Raw genomic sequence first — 23,179 nt, forward strand, 5'->3', positions numbered from 1 at the left:
CTCCCCAAACATTGGGGGACATAGGATTGTACCAAACTCTTTTTTAATGTCCCTTAAAGGCATCCGTCAAGGTTTTGAACTCTTCGTTGGTTAGGGTAATACCCTTTCCCATCTTGGTGTGATCAGGACTCCAACTTCTGATGTCAAACTTGGGCTCTGCCCCATTGAAACTCACGCGGTTCAACTCCTTGGTCCAACCATTTTCACTGGTAGAGAGAACCAAGAGTTCCTCTACAATTTCAAACTTAAATTCTGCCATAATGCCTCCTCATCTTATTATTCGCAATAGGTTCTCTTATTATAGCAAAATCTTGCCAAAATGTAGAGAAAAATAGTTTAAAAAAGAGCAGGCTTTCTGCCTACCCTTGGAATATTATTGTTCTGTTTTTGCAACGCTAACAATTTCCACTTCGTAGCTACCACCAGGAGAGTCAATTCTTGCTGTCTCTCCCACTTTTTTCCCGATAAGGGCTTGGGCAATCGGACTTTCATTGGAAATCTTGCCAGAGAAAATATCGGCACTAGCTGCACCAACAATAGCATAGGTATCTTTATCGTTTGTACCGACTTCTTGGACAACGACGGTTCTTCCGATCGCTACCTCGTCTTTAGCAATGCTATCGCTATCAATGATTTCAGCATAGCGAATCTTGGTTTCAAGGGTTGAAATTTGATCTTCCACAAAGGCTTGTTCATCTTTTGCGGCATCGTATTCGCTGTTTTCAGACAAGTCTCCATACGAGCGAGCGATTTTAATACGCTCGACCACTTCTGGACGACGAACGAGCTTGAGTTCTTCTAGTTCTTTTTCAAGTTGCTCTTTTTCTGCAAGGGTCATTTGATAGGTTTTTTCTGCCATAATAATCTCTTTTCTAATGATAATGTTGAATAATTTTCGTGTAAAGAAGAGAGTTGGGACCAGCCCAAACTCTACTTCACTAGTTACTACTGCTACTATTTAGCTGACTATTGATGTATTTTTCCACGTTAGCTTCGTGTTCATCATAGTTTTCAGCATAATAGACCTTGCCTGTTTTCACATCAGCGACAAAGTAAAGGTAGTTGGTTTCCGTTGGCTTGATGACCGCCTTAATGGCTGAAAGCCCTGGGCTATCCACTGGACCAGGCATCAGACCTGTATTCTTATAGATATTATAAGGCGAATCAATGCTGGTATCAATGCTAGCATCTTCTGCTAGGGTCGTCTTTTGACCGAGCTTACCTTCTGCATAAAGAATAGCAATATTGCTTTGCAAAGGCATATTTTGATTCAAGCGATTATAGAAAATTCCAGCAATGGTCTTTCTATCATCGTCTGTCGCCCCTTCTTTTTCCACCAAGGAAGCCAAACTTAAAATGTCATTCACCGTTCTTCCTGAAGACTCAATCGTACTGTAATAAGAGGAGAGGTTGGTATTCATCGCAGCCAACATCTGATCTACCAAATCTTCCAAAGTGGTTTCATCATAGTAATTGTAGGTTGCTGGGAATAAATACCCCTCCAACTGATAGGTGACGTCTGAAGCCTTAGGCAAGCTAGCGAGTAATTCTGGATACTTTTTGGTCATCTTTTCGATAAAGGTTTGGTCCTTAACCAATTTTAAGAAATCCGCCCGCTTATAAGGTGTTTTGCCCTTTTTCTTGTTGGCTGCATTTTCCGTGATGGCTGTTGCGATTTGCTCAATCGTGTAGCCTTCAGGAATTAAAATCTTACCAGCCGCTGGTCTCGTGGGCTCAGCTGTTCCCCCTTCTTGCAGGGCTTTAGCGATTTCCTCCAGTGACATGCTCTTTTGTAGATTGTAGTAACCACTCTGGAAATTAGTGTAATTATGGAACTTGGTGTAGTAGTTAAAGACCGTTCCACTCTTAATCACGCCTGCTTTTTCTAAAATCTGTCCAATCAACTTATTGCCAGAACCAGCTGGAATATCCACCTGCACATAGTCTGTGGCTTTTTTATCCACGGGATTCAGCGCCGAAGTGACATAAGTATAACCAAAAAAAGCTGTCCCAAGACCAATAATCAAAATCAAGGCAATCAAGACACGCGAAATTCGCTTGGCCAAGGTTCCTGTTTGCTTGCTTTTGTCCTTACGCGGCAAATCAGTTTTTTTCTCTTTTTTAGTTTTCTTAGCTTCTTCTTTTTCCTCTTCTTCCTTGATGGCGGTCAAAAAGGCCGTGTCTTGTCGCAAGTTGGACAAATCCATGGTTTCCATCACCTCAGAAAGGCTTGCTTCTGCATGGTCAGATAAACCAACGAGGTCTGCTAAATTTTGCGTCTGAACCAGCTCAATCGGTTCTTCTTTCAGACGAGAGCTCGCCGAGAAATCCTCATCCTTGTCCCTTTTATCTGGTGTAAAGGTTCTGGTGATGTAATTGAGAGTCGATCTCACCTCGGGATCAAGATGAGCCATGGTGTCATCCACCTTGATGTCATCTAAAGCAGCTTGAGCTTTCTTTTCAAGAGCAGCCCTATCACCTTTTGAACGATCTTCAAGACGCTTTTGCTCGGTATAAGCCTCAAAAAGCTCCTCCGTCTTTTCAGCTGCAGCTTGAACTTCCAGCTCTTTTTGACGGAGTTCTTCTTCTTTTAATTTTCTTAATCGGTTGGCCTCTTCTAGCTCAGATAAAATCTGCTCCTTAAAAGAGGGCTCACCTTGTTTCTTAGGTGTGTCGTTGTCTTTCAAACGCTCAACCTCCTCATTTTTATCAAACGCCATTATAACCTAAAAGTCGCATAAAAGCAAGATTATTCCCTACTTTATCGGGAAATTGTTATCTCCTTGTAATAAAATGTTACCGATACCACACCATATTAAACCAAGTTTCACCACCTAGCGTCGAGCTGGATTCTCCTTCATCTTTGAAGCCATTCCATTCATAATATTTGATGAGGTAATCGTGGCAGGTCAAACTAAGTCCAAGCCGGTTCTGAGCGACTGCCAAATCTTTTAAGGCAGCAAGAAGGGCTGTCCCCACTCCTTGACCTTGAAAGCTCTTCGAAACAGCGAGGGAACTGATGACCAAAAAGCCTCCTTCAACGGTATTGGGTCTAGCCCCTGTAAAGACCTCATCCTCTAGATACTTGTCTTTTCTTGCGTGACTAGCAATATAGCCTGCCAAATGCCCGTCTATCTCTGCAACTAAGAGCGTGTCTGAAATCGTCGCTAAATAGGCTTCTAAAACCGATTTGGGTAGGGCTTCGTTTGCTGCAAAATTTTCCTCTTCAATCGCATAGAGCGCGTCTAAATCGCTCCTTTTAGCATTTCTGATTTGCATGAGTTCTCCTTATCGGTTATTTTGAGCGAGCCGTGAAATCAGCTGCTCAAACGCATACTCATAGGTCTGGATGTCCCCTGCTCCCATAAAGACATAAACAGCGTCCTTGTGTCCTAAGAGCGGTGAGACATTGTCAACGGTAATCGTTTCTGCCTTCTTTTTAATCTTTTCTGCCAAGTCTTCAATCTTGACCTCACCCTTATCCACTTCACGCGCTGAGCCATAAATCTGAGCCAGATAGACACTATCTGCCTCATCAAGAGCACTGGCAAATTCATCCAAGAGTGCAATCGTCCGTGTAAAGGTATGGGGTTGGAAAACGGCTACGATTTCTTTTGAAGGGTATTTTTGACGAGCAGCGTCAAGCGTTGCCACGATTTCAGTCGGATGATGGGCAAAATCATCAATGATAATAGTATCACCTACTAACTTTTCAGTAAAGCGACGCTTCACCCCACCAAATGTTCCAAGATGTTTGGCCACATCTGCCATATCAAAACCAGCCACATAAAGGTTGGCAATGACAGCTGTGGCGTTTAAAATATTGTGTTTACCAAAAGCAGGCAAGTGGAAAGAACCAATGACCTTCCCTTGATGCTCGACCTTGAAATCAGAACCATTGGTCGTTCGCACCAAATCCACTGCCGTAAAATCATCCTCTTTTGAAAAACCATAATAGTAAATATCCGCTGGACTAGTCAAACGGCGCAATTCCTTGTCCTCACCGTAAACAAATAGCGCTTTTTTGACCTGCTTGGCATAGTCGTCAAAGGCCGAAAAAACGTCCTCAAGACTGGTGAAATAGTCTGGGTGGTCAAAATCAATATTGGTAATAATCGAATAATCGGGATGATATGGCGCAAAATGGCGCTCATACTCATCGGCTTCAAAGACAAAATAGTCGCTGCTAGCAGAACCCCTACCTGTCCCATCACCAATCAAATAAGACGTATCCGCAATATGCTTGAGCACATGCGCAAGTAGCCCAGTTGTTGACGTCTTTCCGTGAGCACCTGCCACACCAAAACTAGTGAACTGCTCCATAAAATGCCCCAAAAACTCATGGTAGCGTCTAAAAGGACGGTTTTCCTTAATCGCATAGGCCACTTCTTGGTTGTTGTCCTCTCTAAAGGCATTCCCTGCGATCAACTCAACGTCCTCTGTCAGGTTCTTTTCATCAAATGGAAAGATGGCAATGCCAGCTTCTTCTAAACCATATTGGGTGAAATAGTACTTGTCCACATCGCTTCCTTGGACCTTGTGCCCCATTTGATGTAGCATAAGAGCAAGGGCACTCATGCCTGATCCTTTAATTCCGATAAAATGATAGTGCTTTGTCATGGTTTTTCCTTCTTTATGAATGGTAGTGGGTCAGATTGACTTCCTTAATGGGCTTGTAATCTGACTCGGATTTCTTTGTCGGGTTGTAAATTTGGCTTTTCTTTAAAAAGTCATAATTATTGCTTGTCTTTTTTGTCTTTAAGGAAGGGTTATCTGGCTCCTTATAACGTTTTTTCAACTCCACTAAAATATAGTCTTTTTGCCTAAGAGGAGCGGTTAAATCGTGTAGGGACTCCCTTTTTTGCGCCAATTCCATCAAGGCCTTTTCTTTTGAAATAGGAAAAGTGAGCTGGGCTTTTTGAGGCAAGCGCTCAATGTGGGCATTTTTTTTCGCCTTCACATCTCGTCTTGCCTCTTCTTTCATACGTTCAGCATAAGACGCTCCCTCTTCTAGGGGAGAAGGAGGTGCTGGACTTTCCTTGACCAAGGATTTTTCCTGACTAAACTGGGGGAGGTCAAAGTTCTCATAGCTCACCCACTCACTAGGATGGGGAAGTTGAGCCGATTGGTTTTGATGGCTATTGCTAATAAAGTCTGCTTCTTCATACAAATTCATCTGTCGCTCTGGTGTGACGACAGGTTCATTGTCACCCACAAGAGGGAAGCGTCTCTTTGCTTCTGGCATGCATTTCTTTCCTTTCTCTAGACAGACCCTATTATACCGTAAATTCCTTTATTTTTCAAAATTAAGTGGGAATGGGGCAATTTCCCATCAAAAAAAGCTAGGCAAAATGCCTAACTCTCCCTTTCTTGAATCTTTTTCACCCGGTTGAGACGCCATTGGAACAAGGCCCCACTCACCACCAAACTCAAAATCAAGCCAATCCAATAGCTATAAGGACCAAAGTGCAAAACATTATCTAAAAACAAGGCAACAGGAATGGTAACGCCCCAGTAGCTCACAACACCAATGACAAAAGGAACAGCAGTATCCTTGTAGCCTCTTAAAATCCCTTGCAAGGGAGCTGCAAAGCTATCTGCCATCTGGAAAAATAAGCTATAAGTCAAAAAGACTGCCGTCAAGCGCACAAAGTCTTTGTCGTGCCCGTAGAGTTCTGCCACTTGGTAGCGAAAACTAAAGAGAAAGACAAAGGTCACAAAAAAGAATAAACCTGCCATGATGCGCCCAATCTTGGTATAAGCCGCCACATCCTCCCAGCGCTTTGCCCCCACTTCGTAAGAAACCATGATGGCCATCGCCATCGAAATACTCAAAGGAAAGGCGTACATGAGCGTGGAAAAGTTCATAGCAGACTGGTGGCTAGCAATCACCAAAGACGAAAACTTAGCCATCAAGATCCCAACCGCAGAAAAAATCCCAACCTCCGCAAAAATGGTTCCCCCAATCGGTAAACCAAGCAGCAAACCTGCCTTTAGCCCCTCAAAACGTAGCGGGCGAACCTGCCATAAACGGTAGCCTTTTAAAACGCGATGGTAGCGCAAAATCGCTAAGGCTACAAACAGCAAAATCCAATACGCAAGCGCCGTTCCAAGTCCTGTTCCTGCCCCACCGAGCCTTGGAAAAGGCCCTTTGCCGTAGATAATCATATAATTAAGACCAGCATTGAGCGGTAAGATGAGAAGCATCAAATACATGGAAAGCCGCGTCAAACCAAGCGCATCAAATAAAGAACGGATGACACTAAACAGCATGAGGGGAATAATTCCGATAGAAAGATAACTCAGATAACGCCAAGCAATCTGGTGAACTGCTCTATCTAAGGAAAGACTGCCCAAGACCGCTGGGGCACCAATATAAATCAAAGCAAACAAAACAAGCGCTAGCCCCAAGGACAAATAAAAAAACTGATAAAAATCACTAGCAATGCGCTGGGGCTTTTGCTGACCCAAATGCTGACCAACAATCGGAACCAAAGCAGATAAAAGCCCCGTCAAAAAAGAAAAAAAGGGACTCCAAAGATTGGTCGCAATCGACACCCCAGCTAAATCCAGTGTGCTGTACTGACCAGTCATGGTCGTGTCAATAAAATAAGCCGAAAAATTGGCGAATTGATAGACCAATATGGGCAAAAAAATCTGAAAGAAGAGCTTGATTTTCTCTTCTTGACTCTTGGTTGGATACATACTTCTTCCTCTTCTTATTTTTTCTTAGTATAACACATTTGACGTCGCAAATAAAGAAGGGCTGGAAATACTCTCCAGTCCTTCTCTAATCTACCTCAATGCCTAAAATCATCTTAATTTCTTCTAAGCTCAACTTGCCTTCGGCTCCTGAGCCTTCTAAGACAGTAGAGATGAGGTGCTTTTTACTTTCTTGAAGAGCTAAGATCTTCTCTTCAATCGTGCCTTTTGTGATAAGACGATAGACTTCAACCTTATTTTCTTGCCCCATTCGGTGGGCTCTACCGATAGCCTGCATCTCAACGGCTGGATTCCACCAGAGGTCAATGAGGATGACCGTGTCGGCTCCAGTGAGATTGAGCCCTACTCCTCCTGCCTTTAAGGAAATGAGAAAGCTATCTCGCTCGCCCTTGTTAAAGGCCTTGGTCATCTCTTGGCGCAAATGCGAAGGGGTAGAACCAGTTATCTTAAAGTGACTCAAGCCAAGATCAGCCATCTTTTCTTCTAGGAGGTCTAGCATGCCCCTAAACTGAGAAAAGATGAGGGCGCGGTGCCCATTTTCCTTGATCTGCTCTAGCAACTGAAACAGGCTATCTAGCTTACCGCTTTCCCCCTCATAGGGCATAAAGAGGGCAGGGGTATCACAAATCTGCCGCAAGCGCATGATACCAGACAAGATGTCAATGCGACCACGACTGAGTTCCGCATCACTATGCGTCCGAATCATCTGCTGCATCTGCTCTAGTTGGGCAAGGTAGATGGCTTTTTGCTCATCAGCTAGCTCATTGACATAGGTCACTTCCGTCAGTTCTGGCAACTCTGTGAGCACCTCTTCTTTTTTACGTCTTAGGATAAAGGGGCGAATATACTTGGCAACCTCTTCTGGAGAGAGTTTGCTAAACTGCCGTTGACCTGGCAAAAGCCCTGGTAAAACCATTTGGAAAATCGACCAGATTTCCATCAGTTTATTTTCAATCGGTGTTCCAGATAAGGCAAAACACCGCTTAACTGGAAAAGCACGCAAATGCTGGGCAGTCTTGGTGCGCATATTTTTAAGATGCTGGGCTTCATCCAAAATCAAATAATCATAGCTTTGGCGCTTGTAGTGTTCAAAATCCTGCCTAAAGGAATGGTAGCTAGTAATCGTCACCTGATGATTGGCTAAGATGATGTCATCTCTAAGCGACTTGGGACCATAAGCCACTTTGGCATCCAAATGCGGGGCGAATTTTTCAAACTCATCCTGCCAGTTATAAATCAAACTAGACGGCGAGAGAATCAAGACCTTAGAATCTGCCCTCAACTGACTGCTCAAAAAAGCGATGGTCTGAAAGGTCTTGCCAAGTCCCATATCATCTGCCAAAATTCCACCAAAGCCATAGCTATTGAGCATGTTAAACCACTTGACCCCAACCTTTTGGTAATCGCGTAGCTCTCCCTTGATGGCTAATGGTGGCAAATCAAACTGTTCGGGGTGCATGAGATCATAAGCCATTTGCTCCACTTCTTTTGAAAAAGTGACCCGATCCATATCAGAAAAGAGCTGAGTCATCTGGTAGGCACCACTACTAGAGATGGACAAGCGATTGTCTGACACCTTGCCTGCTCGCAAGCGCTTCAAGGTCTCACTGACTTTTTTTGTTTCCTCATCAAAAATCACCAAACGACCTGAACGGCTCAAATAATAGGATTTCTGATTGAGAAGAGCGTTCATGGCTTCTTTGACATCTGTTTCTAAAATGCCAGAAAAATCAAAGGCCACCTCTAGTAAACCCGCTGCCTTTTCAAGAGAAATCATAGGTCCCTTGGTGACAAATAAACTTGATAAGACATCGCTCACAATGACCTGTCCTGCTTGCTTAAACAAGGGAAGACTTTCGGTGAAAAAGGTAAACCAGTCCCTATCCCAACGCTGTGATTTGTAAGCGACAAAACGCCCTTCAAATCCTGCCTTGTCTATCAAGGAAAAGACAGACTCTTCGTGCTCACGAGGGCTAGTAAAAGGAAGTTTAGAAAGCTCCTCATCACTCGTCACCTCTTTAGTCCCATAGTCAAAGGAAAGGGTCAGCTCAATGGTGTGAGGGTCTGAGAGAGCAAATGCAAAAATCGCAACAAAATCCTTGATTTCCAAGTGCTCAGGTGCACGTACCGGACCTAGCTGGGCAAAGTCCTTTAAACTAAGTGCCAGCTTATCTTGATCTTCCAGATGAAAAGACAAGAAACGGTCCCCCTCATCCTCTAGGGGAAGGGTATCAATAGCTGCGGCTAATTTTTGCTGCCTAAGGTCTAACTGGTAGAAGGTGTCCCTATACCAAGCATAAGCATAACCAAAGAAAAAGGTCGCATCATTTTCTGTGATCCGCATCTCAAATTGATGCTTTCGCTCCTCTATTCTAATCTCATACAGACCAACAACTTGACTCAAGGGAGCAAAGGTGACCTCTTGATAAGTCTTTTGACCCAGCTCATACTCAAATTCATAAAGATGACTGAGAAGGGTCATCCCCTCCTCAAAAAAGCCACTCGGTAAAGACAAAAACCGATTTTGCCCCTCAAATAAATAACTGGTATCAATGCCGTCTTGATCAGGAACCAAGCGCCATAAAAAACGAATGACAGCTTGACTTTCTTCATCAAAGCGATCCAGCGAAAGCGTTTCAAAATAATTTTTCCCCATTTGATACCCATGTCCTTTTTTGACCGTATTCAAAAAAGACTTGATATCACGGATGACATAACTGCGCTTGTCTGGAAGACGATTAAGCTTTAGCGTCCAGCGCATCTCTCTGTGGTAGGTGTCCTCAATCCCATAGGCAGACAAACGGTAAAGTGTGCTGGTGTCATAATCCAGCTGCAAGCCTTCTAAAAACAAGCGTCCGAAGGATTTCTGTTTTTCCTGCTTGACCTTTTTTTCTTCTCTCACCCGAACCTGATGGGCTAATTGCTTGGCTTTGGAGTGATTTTTAAGCGCATGCTCAACAGCCGCCAAGTGCTTGCAGTAACCCTTGTTTGAAAAATCAACACACTCACACTTGACCCTACCGTCATCAAAAGAAAAGTCAATGAAAACACCATCAACCAAGGCACTGATGGTATCTGCCTTTTCTCCTAAAAACTCGACTAAGCCTTTTTCTGACAGGTCGATGCCTTCGTTTCGAATACGACCTGGAATCATTCTTGCCATACTGTCACCACCTTATTTTCCCCTCTATTATAGCATTTTTCCATTTATTTTTCTATTATTAACTTAATTTTACAAATCTTATCGGTTTTTTGCAAAAGGAAAAAGCAAAGCCAAATGACCTTGCTTTTCATTCTATTCTATTTTCTTTTCCTTGCAATCAAGTGAATTGGTGTGCCTTCAAAACCAAAGGCTTTTCGGATTTGGTTATCCAAAAAACGTAAGTAGGAGAAGTGCATAAGCTCTTCTTCATTGACAAAAATGACAAAGGTCGGTGGCTTGACAGACACCTGAGTGGCATAGAAAATCTTGAGTCGTCTTCCCTTATCCGTTGGCGTTGGGTTGATGGCGACCGCATCCATGATAACTTCATTGAGCACAGCTGAGGAAATCCTGCGGTTTTGGCTCTCGCTGATGCGCTTAATCATCTCAGGTAGGCGGTTGAGCCGCTGTTTGGTCACCGCTGAGACAAAGATAATGGGCGCATAAGGGATAAACTGGAATTCTTCCCGGATATTAGCTTCCCACTGGTTGGTGGTGTGGTTGTCTTTTTCAATCGCATCCCACTTATTGACCACGATAATCATCCCCTTACCTGCTTCGTGCGCAAAGCCAGCAATCCGCTTGTCATAATCTCTGATGCCTTCTTCAGCATTGATGACGAGAAGCACGATGTCGGAGCGGTCAATGGCTCTCATGGAGCGCATGACGGAGTATTTCTCCGTATTTTCATAGACCTTGCCCGACTTTCTCATTCCAGCGGTATCAATCATGAGGTATTCTTGCCCCTCGCTATCCACAAAGGTGGTGTCAATGGCATCACGGGTTGTTCCTGCGATGGGACTTGCAATCACGCGCTCCTCACCCAAGATGGCATTGATCAGACTCGATTTGCCCACATTGGGACGACCAATCAAGCTAAACTTAATCAAGTCTGGATCTTCCTCTTCGCCTTCATTTGGTAGGTCGTTGATAATGGCATCGAGTACATCTCCTGTTCCCATCCCGTGGACAGATGACACTGGATAGGGATCTCCTAAACCAAGCGAATAAAAGTCGTAAATCTCAGACTTCATCTCAGGGTTGTCCACCTTATTGACCACCAAAATCACTGGTTTATGGGTGCGGTAGAGGATTTTTGCCACATACTCATCGGCATCGGTCACCCCTTCTTTTGCCGACACCACAAAGACGATGACATCCGCTTCTGTCATGGCGATGTCAGCTTGGTGCTTGATTTGCTCCATAAAAGGCGCATCCACATCATCGATACCACCTGTATCAATCAAACTAAAGGAACGGTTGAGCCATTCGGCTGTGGCATAGATCCGATCCCGCGTCACACCTTCTACATCTTCTACAATCGAGATTCGTTCTCCTGCGATCCGATTAAACAGGGTCGATTTGCCCACATTGGGCCGCCCTACAATAGCAACTGTTGGTAGTGCCATATTGTTCTCCTTATTTCTATCTTCGGTTGATGCCTTTGAGGTGCCATTCCTTGGCGAGAAAGCGAATACGCTCCATGACCCGCTTGGCCTGCCAGCTTTCTTCACTACCTCTGACATCGGCTAATTTTTGTTCCAAGTCTGCTAAACTATAATTAGAGGTGAAAAAGGTCGGCAACTCCTCCAGCATGCGGTACTGCAAGATGACCTGCAAGACCTCATCACGCAACCAAGAACTGGACTGCTCCGCTCCAATATCATCCAAAATCAGAACTTCTGCACTCTTAACCTTATCAATCTCTTCTTTGACCTTGTTATCGGTGATGGCATGCTTGATGTCCACCGCAAAACTAGGAAAATGTAAGAAAGTCGTTGAAACCCCTTTTCTCTTCGACAACTCATGGGCAAAAGCAGCCAACATAAAAGACTTACCGATTCCCATATCACCGTAGAGGTAAATCCCCTTAGAGTCTTTTTCGTAGTCTGCCACCCAGTCAATCAACTGACCTAAGATTTCCTCGCGATTACGATCATCCCAGTCAATATCCTGAAAGCTGATGTGGCGATAAGACTTGGGCAGATTGATGAGCTGGATGCGGTTTTCCACCTCTTGGTTCAGCGCATAATCCCTGTGTTCCTTGGTTTCACGATAAGACACATCCGCATAGCCTTCATTCATCACAAGAATAGGCTCGTAACCCTTGGCGCTGTAATCAGACGCTCCTTCGTCAAACCGCCTTTTTTCCACCAAATATTGGTTAAACTTAGGGAGGCTCCTTGTCACTTCTTGGCTCGTCAGCTCATGCTCAGTGATAAAGGCAGCAATCACAGGCTGTGAGAGAATCTGCTCCTCAAGAACTCTCAAGCTGGCTCTAACTTGAGTATTTCCTAAATGCTGGTCAATCTTTTGCATCCTCACCCTCCTCTAAGCGTGCTAGTTTGGCTTGTTTTTTCATTTCCAAGGCTTCTTTTTCCGCCTCGGTGGTCTGGTTGACGTAGTTTGGATTGCTCCAGTCTGGCACATTGCTGGCCTTTTTCTTGGTGCTAGCTCTTGGCTTTCTTGGTTTCTTTTGGCTGGTTTCTTCTCTGGTTTTTCGCAAATACACCAAGCCATCTTGAGCGGTTTTCACCCCTTGGTAAGCCATATCATTGGCTACTTTTTTGAAAAAGGTCACATTCAAATTTGCTGAATCCACCCGCTCAAAACTATAAAGGAGAAGCAAATTAATCACTTCATCCAAAAAACCTTGCGCCACTAAGCTATCAACCGCCTTGGTCTCACTCGCCACAACTTGAGCGTGTCTGGTTTGCTTGATCTGGGCGAGAAGATCTCTTGGACTAACCCCCTTAACCGCTCGAAAAATCTTCTCTTCTTGAGAAGACAAACTACTTAGAGAAGGCTTCGCCTGCAACTGCGCCACTAGCCGTGACACTTGAAGCACCTGCTGATAGGCGGTTTCCTTGGCCAAGCGGTAAAGCTCTAACCAGTTGAGCCCTTCTTGCTCCATGAGCTGATAAAGCGCCAAGACATCCGTGCGCTCCTCCTTAAAGACTAAGCCATCTTGTTTCATGCGATTTTTAAAAGCATCAAGGGGAAAATCATGCTTGGGATGAGGGCGTTTAGGCGCCACTTGACCTTCTGCTGAAAATACTTCTGAAAAGGATTTGGAAATATTTTCCAGTCCTTGCGGTTCTTGATAGCTCAGGCTTTTAATGGTAGTTTCCGTTAATTTTCCCTGTAAGAGGCGCAGATAAACAGGATGTGCGACAAACTCTTCTGGTTTGATGGGCGTTTTCAACTCGATCACATAACGAGACTGATTTTTTTGATACAAGCACACCAAATCAAGGGCAGTCAAAACTGCCAAGGCCTCTTGAAAGGCGGTAAAGTTCACCCCCAAGTGATCCATGAGGTAGATAAAACGGTGCTCCTCCGCCCCATCATCAAAAAAGACCACAAGATACTGGTAGAGAGCCAGCGCATCTCTTCCCATGATGGGAAGGTAGCACTTGATGAGACTGTTGGCATCAAGACTGACTTGATTGTGCTTTATGTAGGTAAAAGAATCACTCGATCTCATGGTCGCTTGCTCTTACTCCTCACTCGCTGGGTGATTTGCCGCAAGAGCTCCTCAATCTCATCAACATCCTTAAAGCTCTTATAAACACTGGCAAAACGCACATACGTAATCTCATCTAGCTCTGCTAGCTCATCCATAACGAGATTACCAATGACCTCTGTTGCCACCTCACTATCATAGTCCATGCGCACCTTGCGCTCAATACGGTTGATGACCTTTTCAATATCACTGCTGGACACTGGACGTTTCTGGGCACTTTGAATAATCCCATTTAAAATCTTGTCCCTTGAAAATTGCTCCCTCGTGCCATCTTTTTTGACCACAAGAAGCGGCAGCTCCTCCACTCGCTCAAAGGTCGTAAAACGGGTCTGACAATCATCACAAGCCCGCCTTCGCCTAATGGTATAGCCATCTTCTGCTTGCCTACTATCCACTACACTGGATTTATTCCCGTGACATTTTGGACAACGCAAATCACTCACCTCTTTTCTTTTTGACCTTATCTTATCATTATAGCATATTTTATGGCAATAGAAAAGCAAGCCAAAAGGCTTGCACGCACACCGGCTATATCTCGTCATTTAATAACTTATTTATTCATGATGGACTTAGTTCGTATATAAATTAAACAAATAGATAAAGACACATTTCTTTTTCTCACCAGCCATCGATGACTTTATTCTATATAACATAGCGCAATTTCCCGCGGAAATCATCGAGAGTCTGGTAACCTTTTTCTGCCATGATAGCTTGTAATTCTGCTGTGATACGAGCAAACGCAGCGATTCCTTCTTTGTGGAGAGTTGTTCCAATCTGAACCATACTCGCTCCACAAAGAATATGCTCAAAAGCATCACGACCGTTCAATACACCACCCGTTCCAATGATTTGAATTTCTGGCTTCAAACGTTGGTAAAAGGCGTGAACATTAGCAAGCGCTGTTGGTTTAATATACTCACCGCCAATTCCTCCAAAACCATTCTTAGGACGAATAACCACCGATTCATCCTCAATGTATAAGCCGTTCCCAATAGAATTCACACAATTCACAAAAGCCAGTGGAAATTGATTAAAAATAGCTGCAGCCTGATCAAAGTGCACCATGTCAAAATAAGGAGGAAGCTTGATTCCCAATGGTTTTGTAAAATAGCTAAAAACATCTTTTAAAATCTGTTCAGTCGTTTCAAAATCATAAGCAATTTGGGGCTTGCCTGGTACGTTTGGACAAGATAAATTTAATTCTGTCAATCCCTTAAAAGAGCTTGCTTCAACCTGTTTTAAAATGGTGTGCGTTTCTTCCTGAGACATACCAACTAGAGATAAAAAGAACGTTCGTTCTGGTTCTTTTTCTTGTAAATCCAGTAGATAATTCAGATAATAATCCAAACCTTGATTGGGAAGCCCCATCGAATTGATTGAGCCAAGTGGCACATCCTGATAACGAGGTTCAGGATTTCCCTCACGAAATTCTAAAGTTGCCGTCTTGGTTACAAATGTCCCAGCTACCGAGTTTTTTACTTCCTCTAGCTCTTCAATCGTCATACAAGCAACTCCTGCTGCATTCATCAGGCAATTTTCAAAAGAAAATCCTGCAATATTTGTCTTAGTTGATACCATATGTTCCTCCTAAATACTCATTTTCTTCATTTTATCATAAAAAGCACCTAAAAAATACTTTTAAGCGCCTTTCTATCTCTATCAGCCCAAAGGCTTGCGGGGTGGGAGGGAAACTATCATTTCTCCAAAGACTGATTCAAAGGGCTAAGATAGCCAAAGACCCCTGCCAAAAAACGGATGAGACCTGCTAGAAGAATGAGAGTTGGAATCGAAATATCCTTAGAAACCAGATAACCGCCTAAGTAAGCGCCTAGAGGGATGGATAGGTAAGAAATCATCCGTGTCACACTGATGACCCGACCAAGCATAGCCTTGGGAACAATGCTTTGCCTAAGGGTAAAGTAAGTCACAACATTGACACTGCCACAAAGATTGGTCATGGCTAAGATGACACCCAGATACCAAAGAGACCCTGAAAGAGGAAGGAGAAGGGTGAACAAGCCTGCACTCATGGTACTTAGCGCAATAATCTTCCCTGCTTGATACTGTCCATCTAGTCTAGCGGCTAAGAGCGAACCCAAAATCGCACCTAGACCTGCTAAAGAAAGGATAAGACCATAGTCAAATGCACTGTAGCCCAAAGTTTTGGTGAGATAGTAAATGAGATTGGCTTGAAAGAGATGAATGCCAAAATTGGTCATCAAAAACAAAAGAGAGCCTGATAAAATCACCCTATCCTTGTAAAGATAGGTAAAACCAGAAACCAAGGTCTGAACCACATTTTCCGAAGAGCTTTTGATCGGTTTTTCCCCTTGGATAAACAAGACCAAAAGCCCTGCCACTAAAAAGAAAATGAGATTAAACCAGAGCAAACGATAAGGCGACACCAAGGTCATCAAACCACCACTAACCATAGGACCGATGATGTTTAAGCCATTATCAATAAGTTGAATCTCAGAATTAGCTCTCGCAATGTGATCTTTTGTCACCAACTCTGGCAGTAAACTATGAAAAGACGGATGCACCAAGGGTTCAACGCTAGCTAACAAAAAGGCAAGAAGATAAATGTGGAATAAATGAAGAGAGGGCTGATGCAACTGTTGAATCAGTAGCCACAAAAAGACCAAGGATAAGAGATGACCAAAAGCAATGACTCAATTTTTCCGATAGTGATCCGCTAAAATACCCCCAAATAAGGAAAAAAAGAGCCAAGGTAAAAAGGAAATCCCATACAAGGTCGCCATGTGAAAGGCAGAACCCGTTTTTTGTAAGACAATAAAGGGAAGCGCTAGCTTTCGCAACCAATCGCCCGTGTTTGAAATAAGAAACGATAAGACTTCGTCATAAGACCCTCCTAAAATTGTTTTAGTTGACTCCTACTCATTCTAGCACTATACTAAAATTATCCATTATTTTGTCATATAGGGTAAAAAGGAGAGGACATGATCGGAAAAACCTTACGCTATTTCAGAACATCTCAGTCATTGACCCTTGAGCAGGTTTGCCAAAATCTGATGACCGTTGCCTTTCTATCAAAGGTGGAACGCGGTTTATCAGATATTTCCACTCGCAATTTTATGCTGCTGCTAGATAGGCTTGGCGTTAACATCATCGAATTTATGTACGTCTATCAGTCTTTTCAAGAAAAAGAGCAGCTCTCCATTAGCCAACTGCACACACAAGTTAGCGATCAGCAACTCTCCAACTTGGAGCAAATGCTAGAAACCAAAAGATACCAAGGTATTTTTCAGATCCCGACCTGTCCGTTCTTCTCATCAAACTCCTCCTAGGCCGCAGTAAAGCAGAGCCTATTTCTCCTCTTGAATTGGAACACATTCACCAATATCTCATGTCCTTAGACAATTGGACCCTTCACGACCTCTATCTCTACTGCCAAGCCATGCCTTTTTATCAGCATGAACACATGATTGCCCTGTCAACCCTAGCTCTAAACATCTGCAAGCGTTACTACCAGACCATTGACTGGGGCTTTTCCCCTATCTATATGCTCCTCAATAACACCATCCTGCTCTGTCTTGATGAAAATGACCAAGCCAATGCTCAAAATAAAAGAACTCGTCGCCCTTTTTGATTACCAGTATCGGGATAAAAAGACAGCTCTAGCTCAACTGACCCAGATCTTATCCACTATTTCTTTTATCGATGATAACGGTCCTGTCTATGAACAGTCCAAGCAAGAACTCGCTAAAAGGCTCGCTCCTGATGATTTTAAGCAGATGATGACCGCACACAAAAACCACTAGAACAACTTGGCTCTAGTGGCTTTTCTTATAACATCATTTGAAACTTTCCTTATCCCAATAGATTATCAGCATAAGTCCAGCAAGTCCTATCTTAAATAATCCACTGATGTAAGAGCCTTGCGCCATTTTCTTTAGTCCATAGAAAAAGAGGACAAAGCAACAACCAATCAAAAGCCATCGTTTCATCGCTACTCCTTAACCATCTTACAAAAGGAGCGAGACAAAAATCGGTCATTTCAAAGAAATGCGATTTTTCCTCACTCTCTTGTTTTTAGGTTCGGGCTAAAACTGTTCACTGAACAGTTTTACTCTTCATCAAACAAACCAGTGAGACTGGCAAAAGGGTTATTTTCTTCTTTTTTAGCTTGTTTCATGGTTTCGTAGTCGCTTTGGCTTATAACAGACCAGTTGCCACCTGATGGGAGGCTTTGACTGGTCTTTTCCTCTTCGGTGAGGACCTGCATGGGAATCGAAAGCAAAATGTTATCCATGACGCTTTCTTCTAGGTCAATGCGATCTCCCTCTAAGATGAGAACCAAGTCCTCATCCACCAAGGTTTGGTTTTCAGCCACATCGGCTTTTTCAATGAAGACTTCATTAACAGGGTAGTCTTCTTTTTGTTCTACGGGTTCTAGCGAACGGCTAGAAGCAAGGGTGATGGTATAGCTAAGCTCATAATCAAGAAGGTAGAGCGCACCACTTTTGGTCACTTTTCCCTTGGCATGGATGGGAGTGATGGCTAGGATTTCAGGATTGCGCTCTTTTAGCGCTTCTCCTAGAGACAGGGTCTCATCAAAGGCGAGGCCATCTGCTTGTTTTCTAATCTCACTGAGGTAAAACACGGGGGATTCCTTTCTTTTTACATGTGTTTGAGGCGTTCAATCCGATCATCGAGTGGCGGATGGGTATAAAAGAGATGCTGAAGAGCGCCTGATTTTTTAGGGTCATTGATATAAAGGGCACTGCTGGCATCATCGACTGGGTGATCCATAGGGCTAGAGGTCTTGAGTTTTTCAAGCGCCTTGATAAGTCCATAGGGATTTCTGGTCAGCTCAACGGAGCTGGCATCCGCCAGATACTCGCGTTGCCTTGAGATAGCGAGCTGCACGAGGCTTGCCGCTAGAGGCGCTAGGACAATGGTCACAATAGAGAGAACCAAGACAAGAACGCCCTCCACTCCATTATCCTTGTTGTCATTGCTGCGTCTTCTATTGCCACCACCATACCACATCATCCGACCTGCCATACTGGAAATCAAGGCAACAGCACTGGTCAAAGCAACGGCAATGGTGGAGATGCGAATGTCATAGTTTCGGATGTGGCTGACTTCGTGTCCGATAACCCCTTCTAGTTCCTCACGATTCATGACCGCTAATAGACCTGTGGTCACAGCAACCGCCGCATTTTCAGGGCTAGAACCCGTCGCAAAGGCATTGAGCGATGGATCATCAACGATATAGACCTTGGGCATAGGAATCCTCGCCACCATAGCCATATCCTCAACAATATGATAGAGGTCTGGTGCCTCTGCTTCACTGACTTCACGCGCCTGATTCATGGCCATAACGACGCTGGTGGACTGAAAAATCATGCTAAAGGCATAAATAGCCCCGATGATGGCAGCAATCGCCACCCCAGCTGCCCAGTTGCCGAGCATCAGGTAGCCCACAGCTGCTCCAATCGCTGATAAGAGGGCAAAAAACACCACCAGCAAAACAAGAGTCCTGCGCTTATTGGAGGCAATCTGATCATATAACATGGTCTGATCTTCCTTACTATTTTAGTATAGAATACGAAAAGCTGGAAGTAAAACTCCCAGACTTTTCCTACTTGGTCCTATGGACTAGAGTTGGCTGTTGATTTCTTCAAAGACTGAGAGACCCTTGACTCCTAGAGCGGTCGCGATACCGACAAAGTCTGCACCAACAGACTTCATGCGCTTGAAGCCACCAAGGTCACTCACCCCTCCAACACCAATGATTTGAAGGTCGCTAAGCTCTGGATAGTCGTTTAACATCTGACGGATGGTATAGACATTTCCAAGAGAAAGAGGATGGATAGCAGAACCCGCCATACCACCAATACCAGTTCCTGTCATAGAGGCAAGCACGGTATCAGGGAGGTTATCTGTATCAAGAAGAAGGGAAGATCCCAAAGTGTTGGTCGATACCAAGAAAGTAATCGGTAGGCCACCATGACGTTTGGTCATCTCAAGTAGGGCTGAGATAAAGACATCATACTGCTCTTGGTAGGTAAATGGTGGGGTCTTAATCCCAATCGCAATCTCCTTATATGTTCCTGCTTCTTTAAGATCATCGATAGAGCCTTTAAGAGCTTCAAGGTAAAGGAGCAACTCATCTTTGTCATAGGCTGGAGAGACTTTTCCTGGGATATTTGGACAAGAAAGGTTGACCTCCATGATCAAGTCCATCTTGACTTGGTCTTCAAAGTCGGTGATAATCTTGTAGGCTTCTGCCATTTCTTCTGGCACACCAGTGACAGACACAACGAAAGGCTTATAGTGATCTCTTTCTTCTTGCTCATCTGAAATGGTCTTGATAAAGGATAGGTATTCCCCAAGCGTATAAGGGCTAAAACCAATGGTGTTTAGACTAGAGGTTTGTCCCTCACCTGCTTCAGACACATTTGGCGTTGCTGCCTGTTGTGTCAATGGGTTGAAAAAGACAAACTGGTTGACCTTAGGATCATCTGGGAAACCATCAATCATAGAGGTACGGGTGGTCACAGCTCCTGTGTGAGCCGAGTTGTAGAGGTCTCGTAATTGGTCTAAATCGCGGCACCATGGGCATGGTGTGTTAAGAAGTGGTGGATTAAAAAATAATGATTTCATCTTGTTTCTCCCTTTATCGCTTAGATATATACAATAACTACTTGTTTGACGAACAATTACTAATCAAATGATACTTTTGGAACAGCTCTTTCCTCTTCTGCCGTTTCTAGGAACTCACTTGGCTTAAAGCCAAAGAGCCCTGCAATGACAGTGGTCGGAAAAGTCTGTAATTTGGTGTTGTAGTTGCTGGTGGTGCTGTTATAAAGCTGACGTGAGTAGGAAATTTTATTTTCCGTGTTGGTCAACTCATCTTGCAGCTTGATAAAACTACTATTGGCCTTGAGGTCAGGGTAGTTTTCAGCCACCGCAAAGAGTCCAGATACTTGCCGGGACAAAGCGTCACTGGCTTGCATAGCTTCTTGCGGGCTACTTGCCGTTTGAACCTGTGTTCTCAGTTGGGTGATCTTTTCAAAGGTCTTTTCCTCATAGCTAGCATAGCCTTTTACCGTCTCAATCAGGTTAGGAATCAAATCGTTACGGCGTTTTAGCTGCACATCAATCTGACTCCAGGCTTCCTTGGTCTGCATCCTGCTTTGGACCAAACCGTTGTAGCTAGCGATTCCCCAAACCACCAAGAGAACAACTATTCCCAAGATAATCCAGATGGTCATCTCCGTCTCCTTTCTACATTTTTTCTATTGTACCAAAAAACGAAGGAAGAAACGAACAAAAAGTCGCATTTTAGTGAAAAAGTATCGAAAACAATCTTTCCTTTTTTTCCGAGACAAATTGTGGTAAAATGGAGATGATTTTCTTCTACCGAGCAAAGGAGCCTCTATGACACCGCAAGATTTTTATCAGCAATTAGAACAAGAGGGATTTCCCCTTTCTGATCAACAAAAAGACCAATTTGAAACCTACTTTTCTCGCCTCATCGAGTGGAATGAAAAGGTCAATCTGACCGCTATCACCCAAAAAGAAGAGGTCTATCTCAAGCACTTCTATGATTCGATTGCCCCCATCCTACAAGGCACAATTGAAAACAAGCCAAGCAGACTCCTCGATATTGGGGCTGGGGCTGGTTTTCCGAGCCTTCCCATGAAGATTCTCTTTCCAGAGCTTGAGGTGACCATCATCGACTCCCTCAACAAGCGCATCCAATTTTTGCACCTTCTTTCGGAGGAGTTGGGGCTGACTAAGGTACATTTTTACCACGGTCGGGCAGAAGATTTGGCCAAGGACAAGGATTTTAGAGCTAGTTTTGACCTTGTGACAGCACGCGCTGTGGCTAGGCTATCGGTCCTTTTAGAGCTGACCATCCCTTTTCTCAAAGTGGGGGGCAAACTCATCGCCCTCAAGGCTAGCAATACAAAATCTGAGCTAGATGAGGCCCAAAATGCCCTGCGCCTGCTCTTTGCCAAGGTGACAGAGGTCATGGACTATGCCTTACCAAACGGAGATGAGCGTCATCTGGTCATCATCCAAAAGGCCAAGGAAACCCCCAACAAATACCCTAGAAAAGCAGGCACCCCCAATAAGAAACCACTCTAACAACCAGAAAACGACACTCTAATGCGTGTCGTTTTTTTCATTGCCAAACAGCTCACTCTTTTTCCGAGCGGTTAATCAAGCGAAAAACAATAAATATCCCTAAAAGCAATAAGAGACGAATACCTTGATAAAGCCCTCCATCTAGACCGAACTGCTCCTTTAAGATGTGTAGGCTAAAGGCAAAACCAGCATATAAAACAAGAGCTAAAACGATTTTTTTCATGAGAAAACCTCCATCATACCTAATCTTATAGTAATATCGCTAATAACACTCCCAAACTGTTGTGCAAAATATGCATGAAGATAGGTGTCCATAGGCTATCGGTTTTTTTATAGGCATAACCTAAAATCAAGCCTGGAACAAAGTAGAAGAAAAAACCACTGATGTCACTCGGTCCATGCATCCAAGCAAAAAATATTGAGGCAAGGACAATCCCCCACCACCTATTAGCAAAGGCACCTTTTTGTAGAAAACCACGCGAGTAGCTTTCTTCTAAGATAGGGTCTAAAATACCAGTCCCAATCACAAGGGCAATAGACATCTTGGAGCTCCCATTGAAATCTGCTGCTTGGGAATGTACCCCTAAGAAATGCAGATACAATTTTGAAAAAGTCTCCATAATGAGAAAGAGTCCCCACATGAGTAAAAGAGATTTTAAACTGGGCAAGTTCAAACTATCGATATTCATTTTCCTCACCAGATAAAGCGATGCTAGGACAAAGCCCAGTGTCACCAAGATAAAGGCAAACTGATGTATAGAGTCATTCCCATCTATACTGTAAGTTATCCCAAAAATCAGGAACAAACTACAACAACCTAGGAGTCCATTAATCAAACGCTCTGGTATTTTTTCCATCTTTAAGCCCTCTTCTTTCTAGCAAAATGAATCGCTTCATGCTACCCATTCTTCTATCATAATAAACGCCTTTACTTTTCCTTCTTCCTTTCCTTCAAAGCTAAGGATACCACAAGTGCTAGCCCTATGACAAAGGTAAGCAAACCCATGCTGGCATTGACACCGTCTGATAAGGGAAAAAAGTGATTGATGAGCCGCAGCACTGATAGACCAGCCAATGCCCATACTGCTGAAAGCTCTAGACCTGCTGGATTGATGGTTTTTTTACGCAACTGAGAGACAAATACAAGAAAAACAAGTAAAACAGGAACCGCCGTATTACTGCTAGGACTCCCTCCGATGCCAAAGAGTATCGCCACATTGGACACGACAACTAACCCAACTCCTAGAGACACTAACATTTTTCTCATCTTTCTGCTCCTTTCACCAACACATCCCACATGAGATAACTTATAGAAAACCTTTTCATCCGCCTTACACTATCTATTTTATCACAACAGGGCCTTTTTCTCGTCCGAAAAAAATGAAAACGATTCTAAAAAACATCCGCAGTGCATCACCTCATGCGCTGATTATTCTCATCGGTCATGAGATTGATTATGAGATGATTTTTAGGGAGCACTGGTGCTTATTTGGAGTCATTGACAGGAGCATTGATCCGTCTCTTTCTTACTTGAGAGAGCGGGGCATCCGTCATCTGGATGCTGCACTTAGACGCTATTTCTAGGGCTAAGAAAAAAGCCAAGA

The 23,179-nt window shown here is 43.8% G+C and carries 27 protein-coding genes; 5 read left to right on the forward strand and 22 right to left on the reverse strand.

Annotation, left to right across the window (positions count from 1 at the left end; translation table 11 throughout):
• Positions 1 to 43 precede the first annotated feature (43 nt).
• The 14 genes from ACZ49W_RS06925 to ACZ49W_RS06990 all read right to left on the reverse strand — a co-directional run bounded on the left by ACZ49W_RS06925 (position 44) and on the right by ACZ49W_RS06990 (position 16,120).
• Positions 44 to 259 carry a YdbC family protein gene (locus ACZ49W_RS06925; RefSeq protein WP_464814586.1) on the reverse strand — a complete coding sequence of 72 codons (216 nt, stop codon included), beginning with the start codon at positions 257 to 259 and terminating at the stop codon, positions 44 to 46.
• 114 nt (positions 260 to 373) lie between these two features.
• Positions 374 to 859: a transcription elongation factor GreA gene (gene greA, locus ACZ49W_RS06930; protein ID WP_464814587.1), complete on the reverse strand. Its 486-nt coding sequence runs from the start codon at positions 857 to 859 to the stop codon at positions 374 to 376.
• A gap of 79 nt (positions 860 to 938) precedes the next feature.
• Positions 939 to 2,687, reverse strand: a complete 1,749-nt coding sequence (gene mltG / locus ACZ49W_RS06935; RefSeq protein ID WP_464814588.1) for an endolytic transglycosylase MltG — start codon at positions 2,685 to 2,687, stop codon at positions 939 to 941.
• Positions 2,688 to 2,796: 109 nt separating this feature from the next.
• Positions 2,797 to 3,279 (reverse strand): GNAT family N-acetyltransferase, encoded by a 483-nt coding sequence (locus ACZ49W_RS06940; RefSeq protein WP_464814589.1) that lies wholly within the window; start codon positions 3,277 to 3,279, stop codon positions 2,797 to 2,799.
• A gap of 9 nt (positions 3,280 to 3,288) precedes the next feature.
• On the reverse strand, positions 3,289 to 4,620 hold the full coding sequence (gene murC, locus ACZ49W_RS06945) for a UDP-N-acetylmuramate--L-alanine ligase (protein WP_464814590.1): 1,332 nt from the start codon (positions 4,618 to 4,620) through the stop codon (positions 3,289 to 3,291).
• Between the two features lie 13 nt (positions 4,621 to 4,633).
• Positions 4,634 to 5,245, reverse strand: coding sequence for a divisome accessory protein ZapJ (locus tag ACZ49W_RS06950; protein WP_464814591.1), 612 nt, complete (start codon positions 5,243 to 5,245; stop codon positions 4,634 to 4,636).
• A 110-nt stretch (positions 5,246 to 5,355) separates the two neighbouring features.
• Positions 5,356 to 6,705 (reverse strand): MATE family efflux transporter, encoded by a 1,350-nt coding sequence (locus tag ACZ49W_RS06955; protein ID WP_464814592.1) that lies wholly within the window; start codon positions 6,703 to 6,705, stop codon positions 5,356 to 5,358.
• A gap of 85 nt (positions 6,706 to 6,790) precedes the next feature.
• Positions 6,791 to 9,886, reverse strand: coding sequence for a pilus expression-regulating Snf2 family helicase (locus tag ACZ49W_RS06960; RefSeq protein WP_464814593.1), 3,096 nt, complete (start codon positions 9,884 to 9,886; stop codon positions 6,791 to 6,793).
• 137 nt (positions 9,887 to 10,023) lie between these two features.
• Entirely contained in the window at positions 10,024 to 11,334 is a 1,311-nt protein-coding gene (gene der, locus ACZ49W_RS06965) for a ribosome biogenesis GTPase Der (RefSeq protein WP_464814594.1), read from the reverse strand.
• A 16-nt stretch (positions 11,335 to 11,350) separates the two neighbouring features.
• Positions 11,351 to 12,244, reverse strand: coding sequence for a primosomal protein DnaI (gene dnaI / locus ACZ49W_RS06970; protein WP_464814595.1), 894 nt, complete (start codon positions 12,242 to 12,244; stop codon positions 11,351 to 11,353).
• On the reverse strand, positions 12,231 to 13,412 hold the full coding sequence (locus tag ACZ49W_RS06975; RefSeq protein WP_464814596.1) for a DnaD domain protein: 1,182 nt from the start codon (positions 13,410 to 13,412) through the stop codon (positions 12,231 to 12,233). The genes dnaI and ACZ49W_RS06975 overlap by 14 nt, the downstream gene beginning before the upstream one ends.
• Positions 13,409 to 13,885 carry a transcriptional regulator NrdR gene (nrdR, locus tag ACZ49W_RS06980; RefSeq protein ID WP_464814597.1) on the reverse strand — a complete coding sequence of 159 codons (477 nt, stop codon included), beginning with the start codon at positions 13,883 to 13,885 and terminating at the stop codon, positions 13,409 to 13,411. Before nrdR ends, ACZ49W_RS06975 begins: the two co-directional genes overlap by 4 nt.
• Positions 13,886 to 14,093: 208 nt before the next feature.
• Complete coding sequence (locus tag ACZ49W_RS06985; protein WP_464814598.1) at positions 14,094 to 15,029, reverse strand: dihydroorotate oxidase; 936 nt, start codon at positions 15,027 to 15,029, stop codon at positions 14,094 to 14,096.
• A gap of 116 nt (positions 15,030 to 15,145) precedes the next feature.
• Complete coding sequence (locus ACZ49W_RS06990; protein ID WP_464814971.1) at positions 15,146 to 16,120, reverse strand: MFS transporter; 975 nt, start codon at positions 16,118 to 16,120, stop codon at positions 15,146 to 15,148.
• 291 nt (positions 16,121 to 16,411) lie between these two features.
• On the opposite strand from ACZ49W_RS06990, the gene ACZ49W_RS06995 reads away from it, so the two are divergent.
• The 3 genes from ACZ49W_RS06995 to ACZ49W_RS07005 are packed head-to-tail and all read left to right on the forward strand — an operon-like array spanning position 16,412 to position 17,233.
• Positions 16,412 to 16,759 (forward strand): helix-turn-helix domain-containing protein, encoded by a 348-nt coding sequence (locus ACZ49W_RS06995; protein WP_464814599.1) that lies wholly within the window; start codon positions 16,412 to 16,414, stop codon positions 16,757 to 16,759.
• Positions 16,760 to 16,779: 20 nt separating this feature from the next.
• Positions 16,780 to 17,061: an Rgg family transcriptional regulator gene (locus ACZ49W_RS07000; RefSeq protein WP_464814972.1), complete on the forward strand. Its 282-nt coding sequence runs from the start codon at positions 16,780 to 16,782 to the stop codon at positions 17,059 to 17,061.
• On the forward strand, positions 17,027 to 17,233 hold the full coding sequence (locus ACZ49W_RS07005; RefSeq protein WP_464814600.1) for a hypothetical protein: 207 nt from the start codon (positions 17,027 to 17,029) through the stop codon (positions 17,231 to 17,233). Before ACZ49W_RS07000 ends, ACZ49W_RS07005 begins: the two co-directional genes overlap by 35 nt.
• Before the next feature lie 33 nt (positions 17,234 to 17,266).
• On the opposite strand, the gene ACZ49W_RS07010 is transcribed toward ACZ49W_RS07005, so the two are convergent.
• The 5 genes from ACZ49W_RS07010 to ACZ49W_RS07030 all read right to left on the reverse strand — a co-directional run bounded on the left by ACZ49W_RS07010 (position 17,267) and on the right by ACZ49W_RS07030 (position 20,695).
• A complete protein-coding gene (locus ACZ49W_RS07010; protein WP_464814601.1) occupies positions 17,267 to 17,419 on the reverse strand; it encodes a hypothetical protein in 153 nt (50 codons plus the stop codon).
• Positions 17,420 to 17,538: 119 nt separating this feature from the next.
• Positions 17,539 to 18,075 (reverse strand): YceD family protein, encoded by a 537-nt coding sequence (locus tag ACZ49W_RS07015; protein ID WP_464814602.1) that lies wholly within the window; start codon positions 18,073 to 18,075, stop codon positions 17,539 to 17,541.
• Positions 18,076 to 18,092: 17 nt separating this feature from the next.
• Entirely contained in the window at positions 18,093 to 18,992 is a 900-nt protein-coding gene (htpX, locus tag ACZ49W_RS07020; RefSeq protein ID WP_464814603.1) for a zinc metalloprotease HtpX, read from the reverse strand.
• Positions 18,993 to 19,076: 84 nt separating this feature from the next.
• Positions 19,077 to 20,084: a dihydroorotate dehydrogenase gene (locus ACZ49W_RS07025; protein ID WP_464814604.1), complete on the reverse strand. Its 1,008-nt coding sequence runs from the start codon at positions 20,082 to 20,084 to the stop codon at positions 19,077 to 19,079.
• 59 nt (positions 20,085 to 20,143) lie between these two features.
• On the reverse strand, positions 20,144 to 20,695 hold the full coding sequence (locus ACZ49W_RS07030; RefSeq protein WP_464814605.1) for a LemA family protein: 552 nt from the start codon (positions 20,693 to 20,695) through the stop codon (positions 20,144 to 20,146).
• Between the two features lie 166 nt (positions 20,696 to 20,861).
• On the opposite strand from ACZ49W_RS07030, the gene rsmG reads away from it, so the two are divergent.
• The gene (gene rsmG, locus ACZ49W_RS07035; protein ID WP_464814606.1) at positions 20,862 to 21,575 is read left to right on the forward strand and encodes a 16S rRNA (guanine(527)-N(7))-methyltransferase RsmG; all 714 of its coding nucleotides are present in this window, start codon (positions 20,862 to 20,864) and stop codon (positions 21,573 to 21,575) included.
• A gap of 52 nt (positions 21,576 to 21,627) precedes the next feature.
• On the opposite strand, the gene ACZ49W_RS07040 is transcribed toward rsmG, so the two are convergent.
• From ACZ49W_RS07040 to ACZ49W_RS07050, 3 genes are all read right to left on the reverse strand, one after another.
• Positions 21,628 to 21,798, reverse strand: a complete 171-nt coding sequence (locus ACZ49W_RS07040; protein ID WP_464814607.1) for a hypothetical protein — start codon at positions 21,796 to 21,798, stop codon at positions 21,628 to 21,630.
• A 25-nt stretch (positions 21,799 to 21,823) separates the two neighbouring features.
• A complete protein-coding gene (locus ACZ49W_RS07045; protein WP_464814608.1) occupies positions 21,824 to 22,432 on the reverse strand; it encodes a CPBP family intramembrane glutamic endopeptidase in 609 nt (202 codons plus the stop codon).
• Positions 22,433 to 22,503: 71 nt separating this feature from the next.
• Positions 22,504 to 22,842, reverse strand: coding sequence for a hypothetical protein (locus tag ACZ49W_RS07050; protein ID WP_464814609.1), 339 nt, complete (start codon positions 22,840 to 22,842; stop codon positions 22,504 to 22,506).
• Positions 22,843 to 22,955: 113 nt separating this feature from the next.
• Here ACZ49W_RS07050 and ACZ49W_RS07055 point away from each other — a divergent pair, with 113 nt between their 5' ends.
• A complete protein-coding gene (locus ACZ49W_RS07055) occupies positions 22,956 to 23,159 on the forward strand; it encodes a hypothetical protein (protein WP_464814610.1) in 204 nt (67 codons plus the stop codon).
• Positions 23,160 to 23,179: the final 20 nt, after the last annotated feature.

It is taken from the genome of Streptococcus sp. STR1/CE/0325 (assembly GCF_055386095.1).

What these genes read in the sequence shown, in the direction of transcription:
- ACZ49W_RS06925 (WP_464814586.1), bottom strand. Translation starts at nt 259, where the DNA reads ATGGCAGAATTTAAGTTTGAAATTGTAGAGGAACTCTTGGTTCTCTCT.
- greA (WP_464814587.1), bottom strand. Translation starts at nt 859, where the DNA reads ATGGCAGAAAAAACCTATCAAATGACCCTTGCAGAAAAAGAGCAACTT.
- ACZ49W_RS06940 (WP_464814589.1), bottom strand. Translation starts at nt 3,279, where the DNA reads ATGCAAATCAGAAATGCTAAAAGGAGCGATTTAGACGCGCTCTATGCG.
- murC (WP_464814590.1), bottom strand. Translation starts at nt 4,620, where the DNA reads ATGACAAAGCACTATCATTTTATCGGAATTAAAGGATCAGGCATGAGT.
- ACZ49W_RS06950 (WP_464814591.1), bottom strand. Translation starts at nt 5,245, where the DNA reads ATGCCAGAAGCAAAGAGACGCTTCCCTCTTGTGGGTGACAATGAACCT.
- ACZ49W_RS06955 (WP_464814592.1), bottom strand. Translation starts at nt 6,705, where the DNA reads ATGTATCCAACCAAGAGTCAAGAAGAGAAAATCAAGCTCTTCTTTCAG.
- ACZ49W_RS06960 (WP_464814593.1), bottom strand. Translation starts at nt 9,886, where the DNA reads ATGGCAAGAATGATTCCAGGTCGTATTCGAAACGAAGGCATCGACCTG.
- der (WP_464814594.1), bottom strand. Translation starts at nt 11,334, where the DNA reads ATGGCACTACCAACAGTTGCTATTGTAGGGCGGCCCAATGTGGGCAAA.
- dnaI (WP_464814595.1), bottom strand. Translation starts at nt 12,244, where the DNA reads ATGCAAAAGATTGACCAGCATTTAGGAAATACTCAAGTTAGAGCCAGC.
- ACZ49W_RS06975 (WP_464814596.1), bottom strand. Translation starts at nt 13,412, where the DNA reads ATGAGATCGAGTGATTCTTTTACCTACATAAAGCACAATCAAGTCAGT.
- ACZ49W_RS06985 (WP_464814598.1), bottom strand. Translation starts at nt 15,029, where the DNA reads ATGGTATCAACTAAGACAAATATTGCAGGATTTTCTTTTGAAAATTGC.
- ACZ49W_RS06995 (WP_464814599.1), top strand. Translation starts at nt 16,412, where the DNA reads ATGATCGGAAAAACCTTACGCTATTTCAGAACATCTCAGTCATTGACC.
- ACZ49W_RS07005 (WP_464814600.1), top strand. Translation starts at nt 17,027, where the DNA reads ATGCTCAAAATAAAAGAACTCGTCGCCCTTTTTGATTACCAGTATCGG.
- ACZ49W_RS07010 (WP_464814601.1), bottom strand. Translation starts at nt 17,419, where the DNA reads ATGAAACGATGGCTTTTGATTGGTTGTTGCTTTGTCCTCTTTTTCTAT.
- htpX (WP_464814603.1), bottom strand. Translation starts at nt 18,992, where the DNA reads ATGTTATATGATCAGATTGCCTCCAATAAGCGCAGGACTCTTGTTTTG.
- ACZ49W_RS07025 (WP_464814604.1), bottom strand. Translation starts at nt 20,084, where the DNA reads ATGAAATCATTATTTTTTAATCCACCACTTCTTAACACACCATGCCCA.
- ACZ49W_RS07030 (WP_464814605.1), bottom strand. Translation starts at nt 20,695, where the DNA reads ATGACCATCTGGATTATCTTGGGAATAGTTGTTCTCTTGGTGGTTTGG.
- rsmG (WP_464814606.1), top strand. Translation starts at nt 20,862, where the DNA reads ATGACACCGCAAGATTTTTATCAGCAATTAGAACAAGAGGGATTTCCC.
- ACZ49W_RS07040 (WP_464814607.1), bottom strand. Translation starts at nt 21,798, where the DNA reads ATGAAAAAAATCGTTTTAGCTCTTGTTTTATATGCTGGTTTTGCCTTT.
- ACZ49W_RS07045 (WP_464814608.1), bottom strand. Translation starts at nt 22,432, where the DNA reads ATGGAAAAAATACCAGAGCGTTTGATTAATGGACTCCTAGGTTGTTGT.
- ACZ49W_RS07050 (WP_464814609.1), bottom strand. Translation starts at nt 22,842, where the DNA reads ATGAGAAAAATGTTAGTGTCTCTAGGAGTTGGGTTAGTTGTCGTGTCC.
- ACZ49W_RS07055 (WP_464814610.1), top strand. Translation starts at nt 22,956, where the DNA reads ATGAAAACGATTCTAAAAAACATCCGCAGTGCATCACCTCATGCGCTG.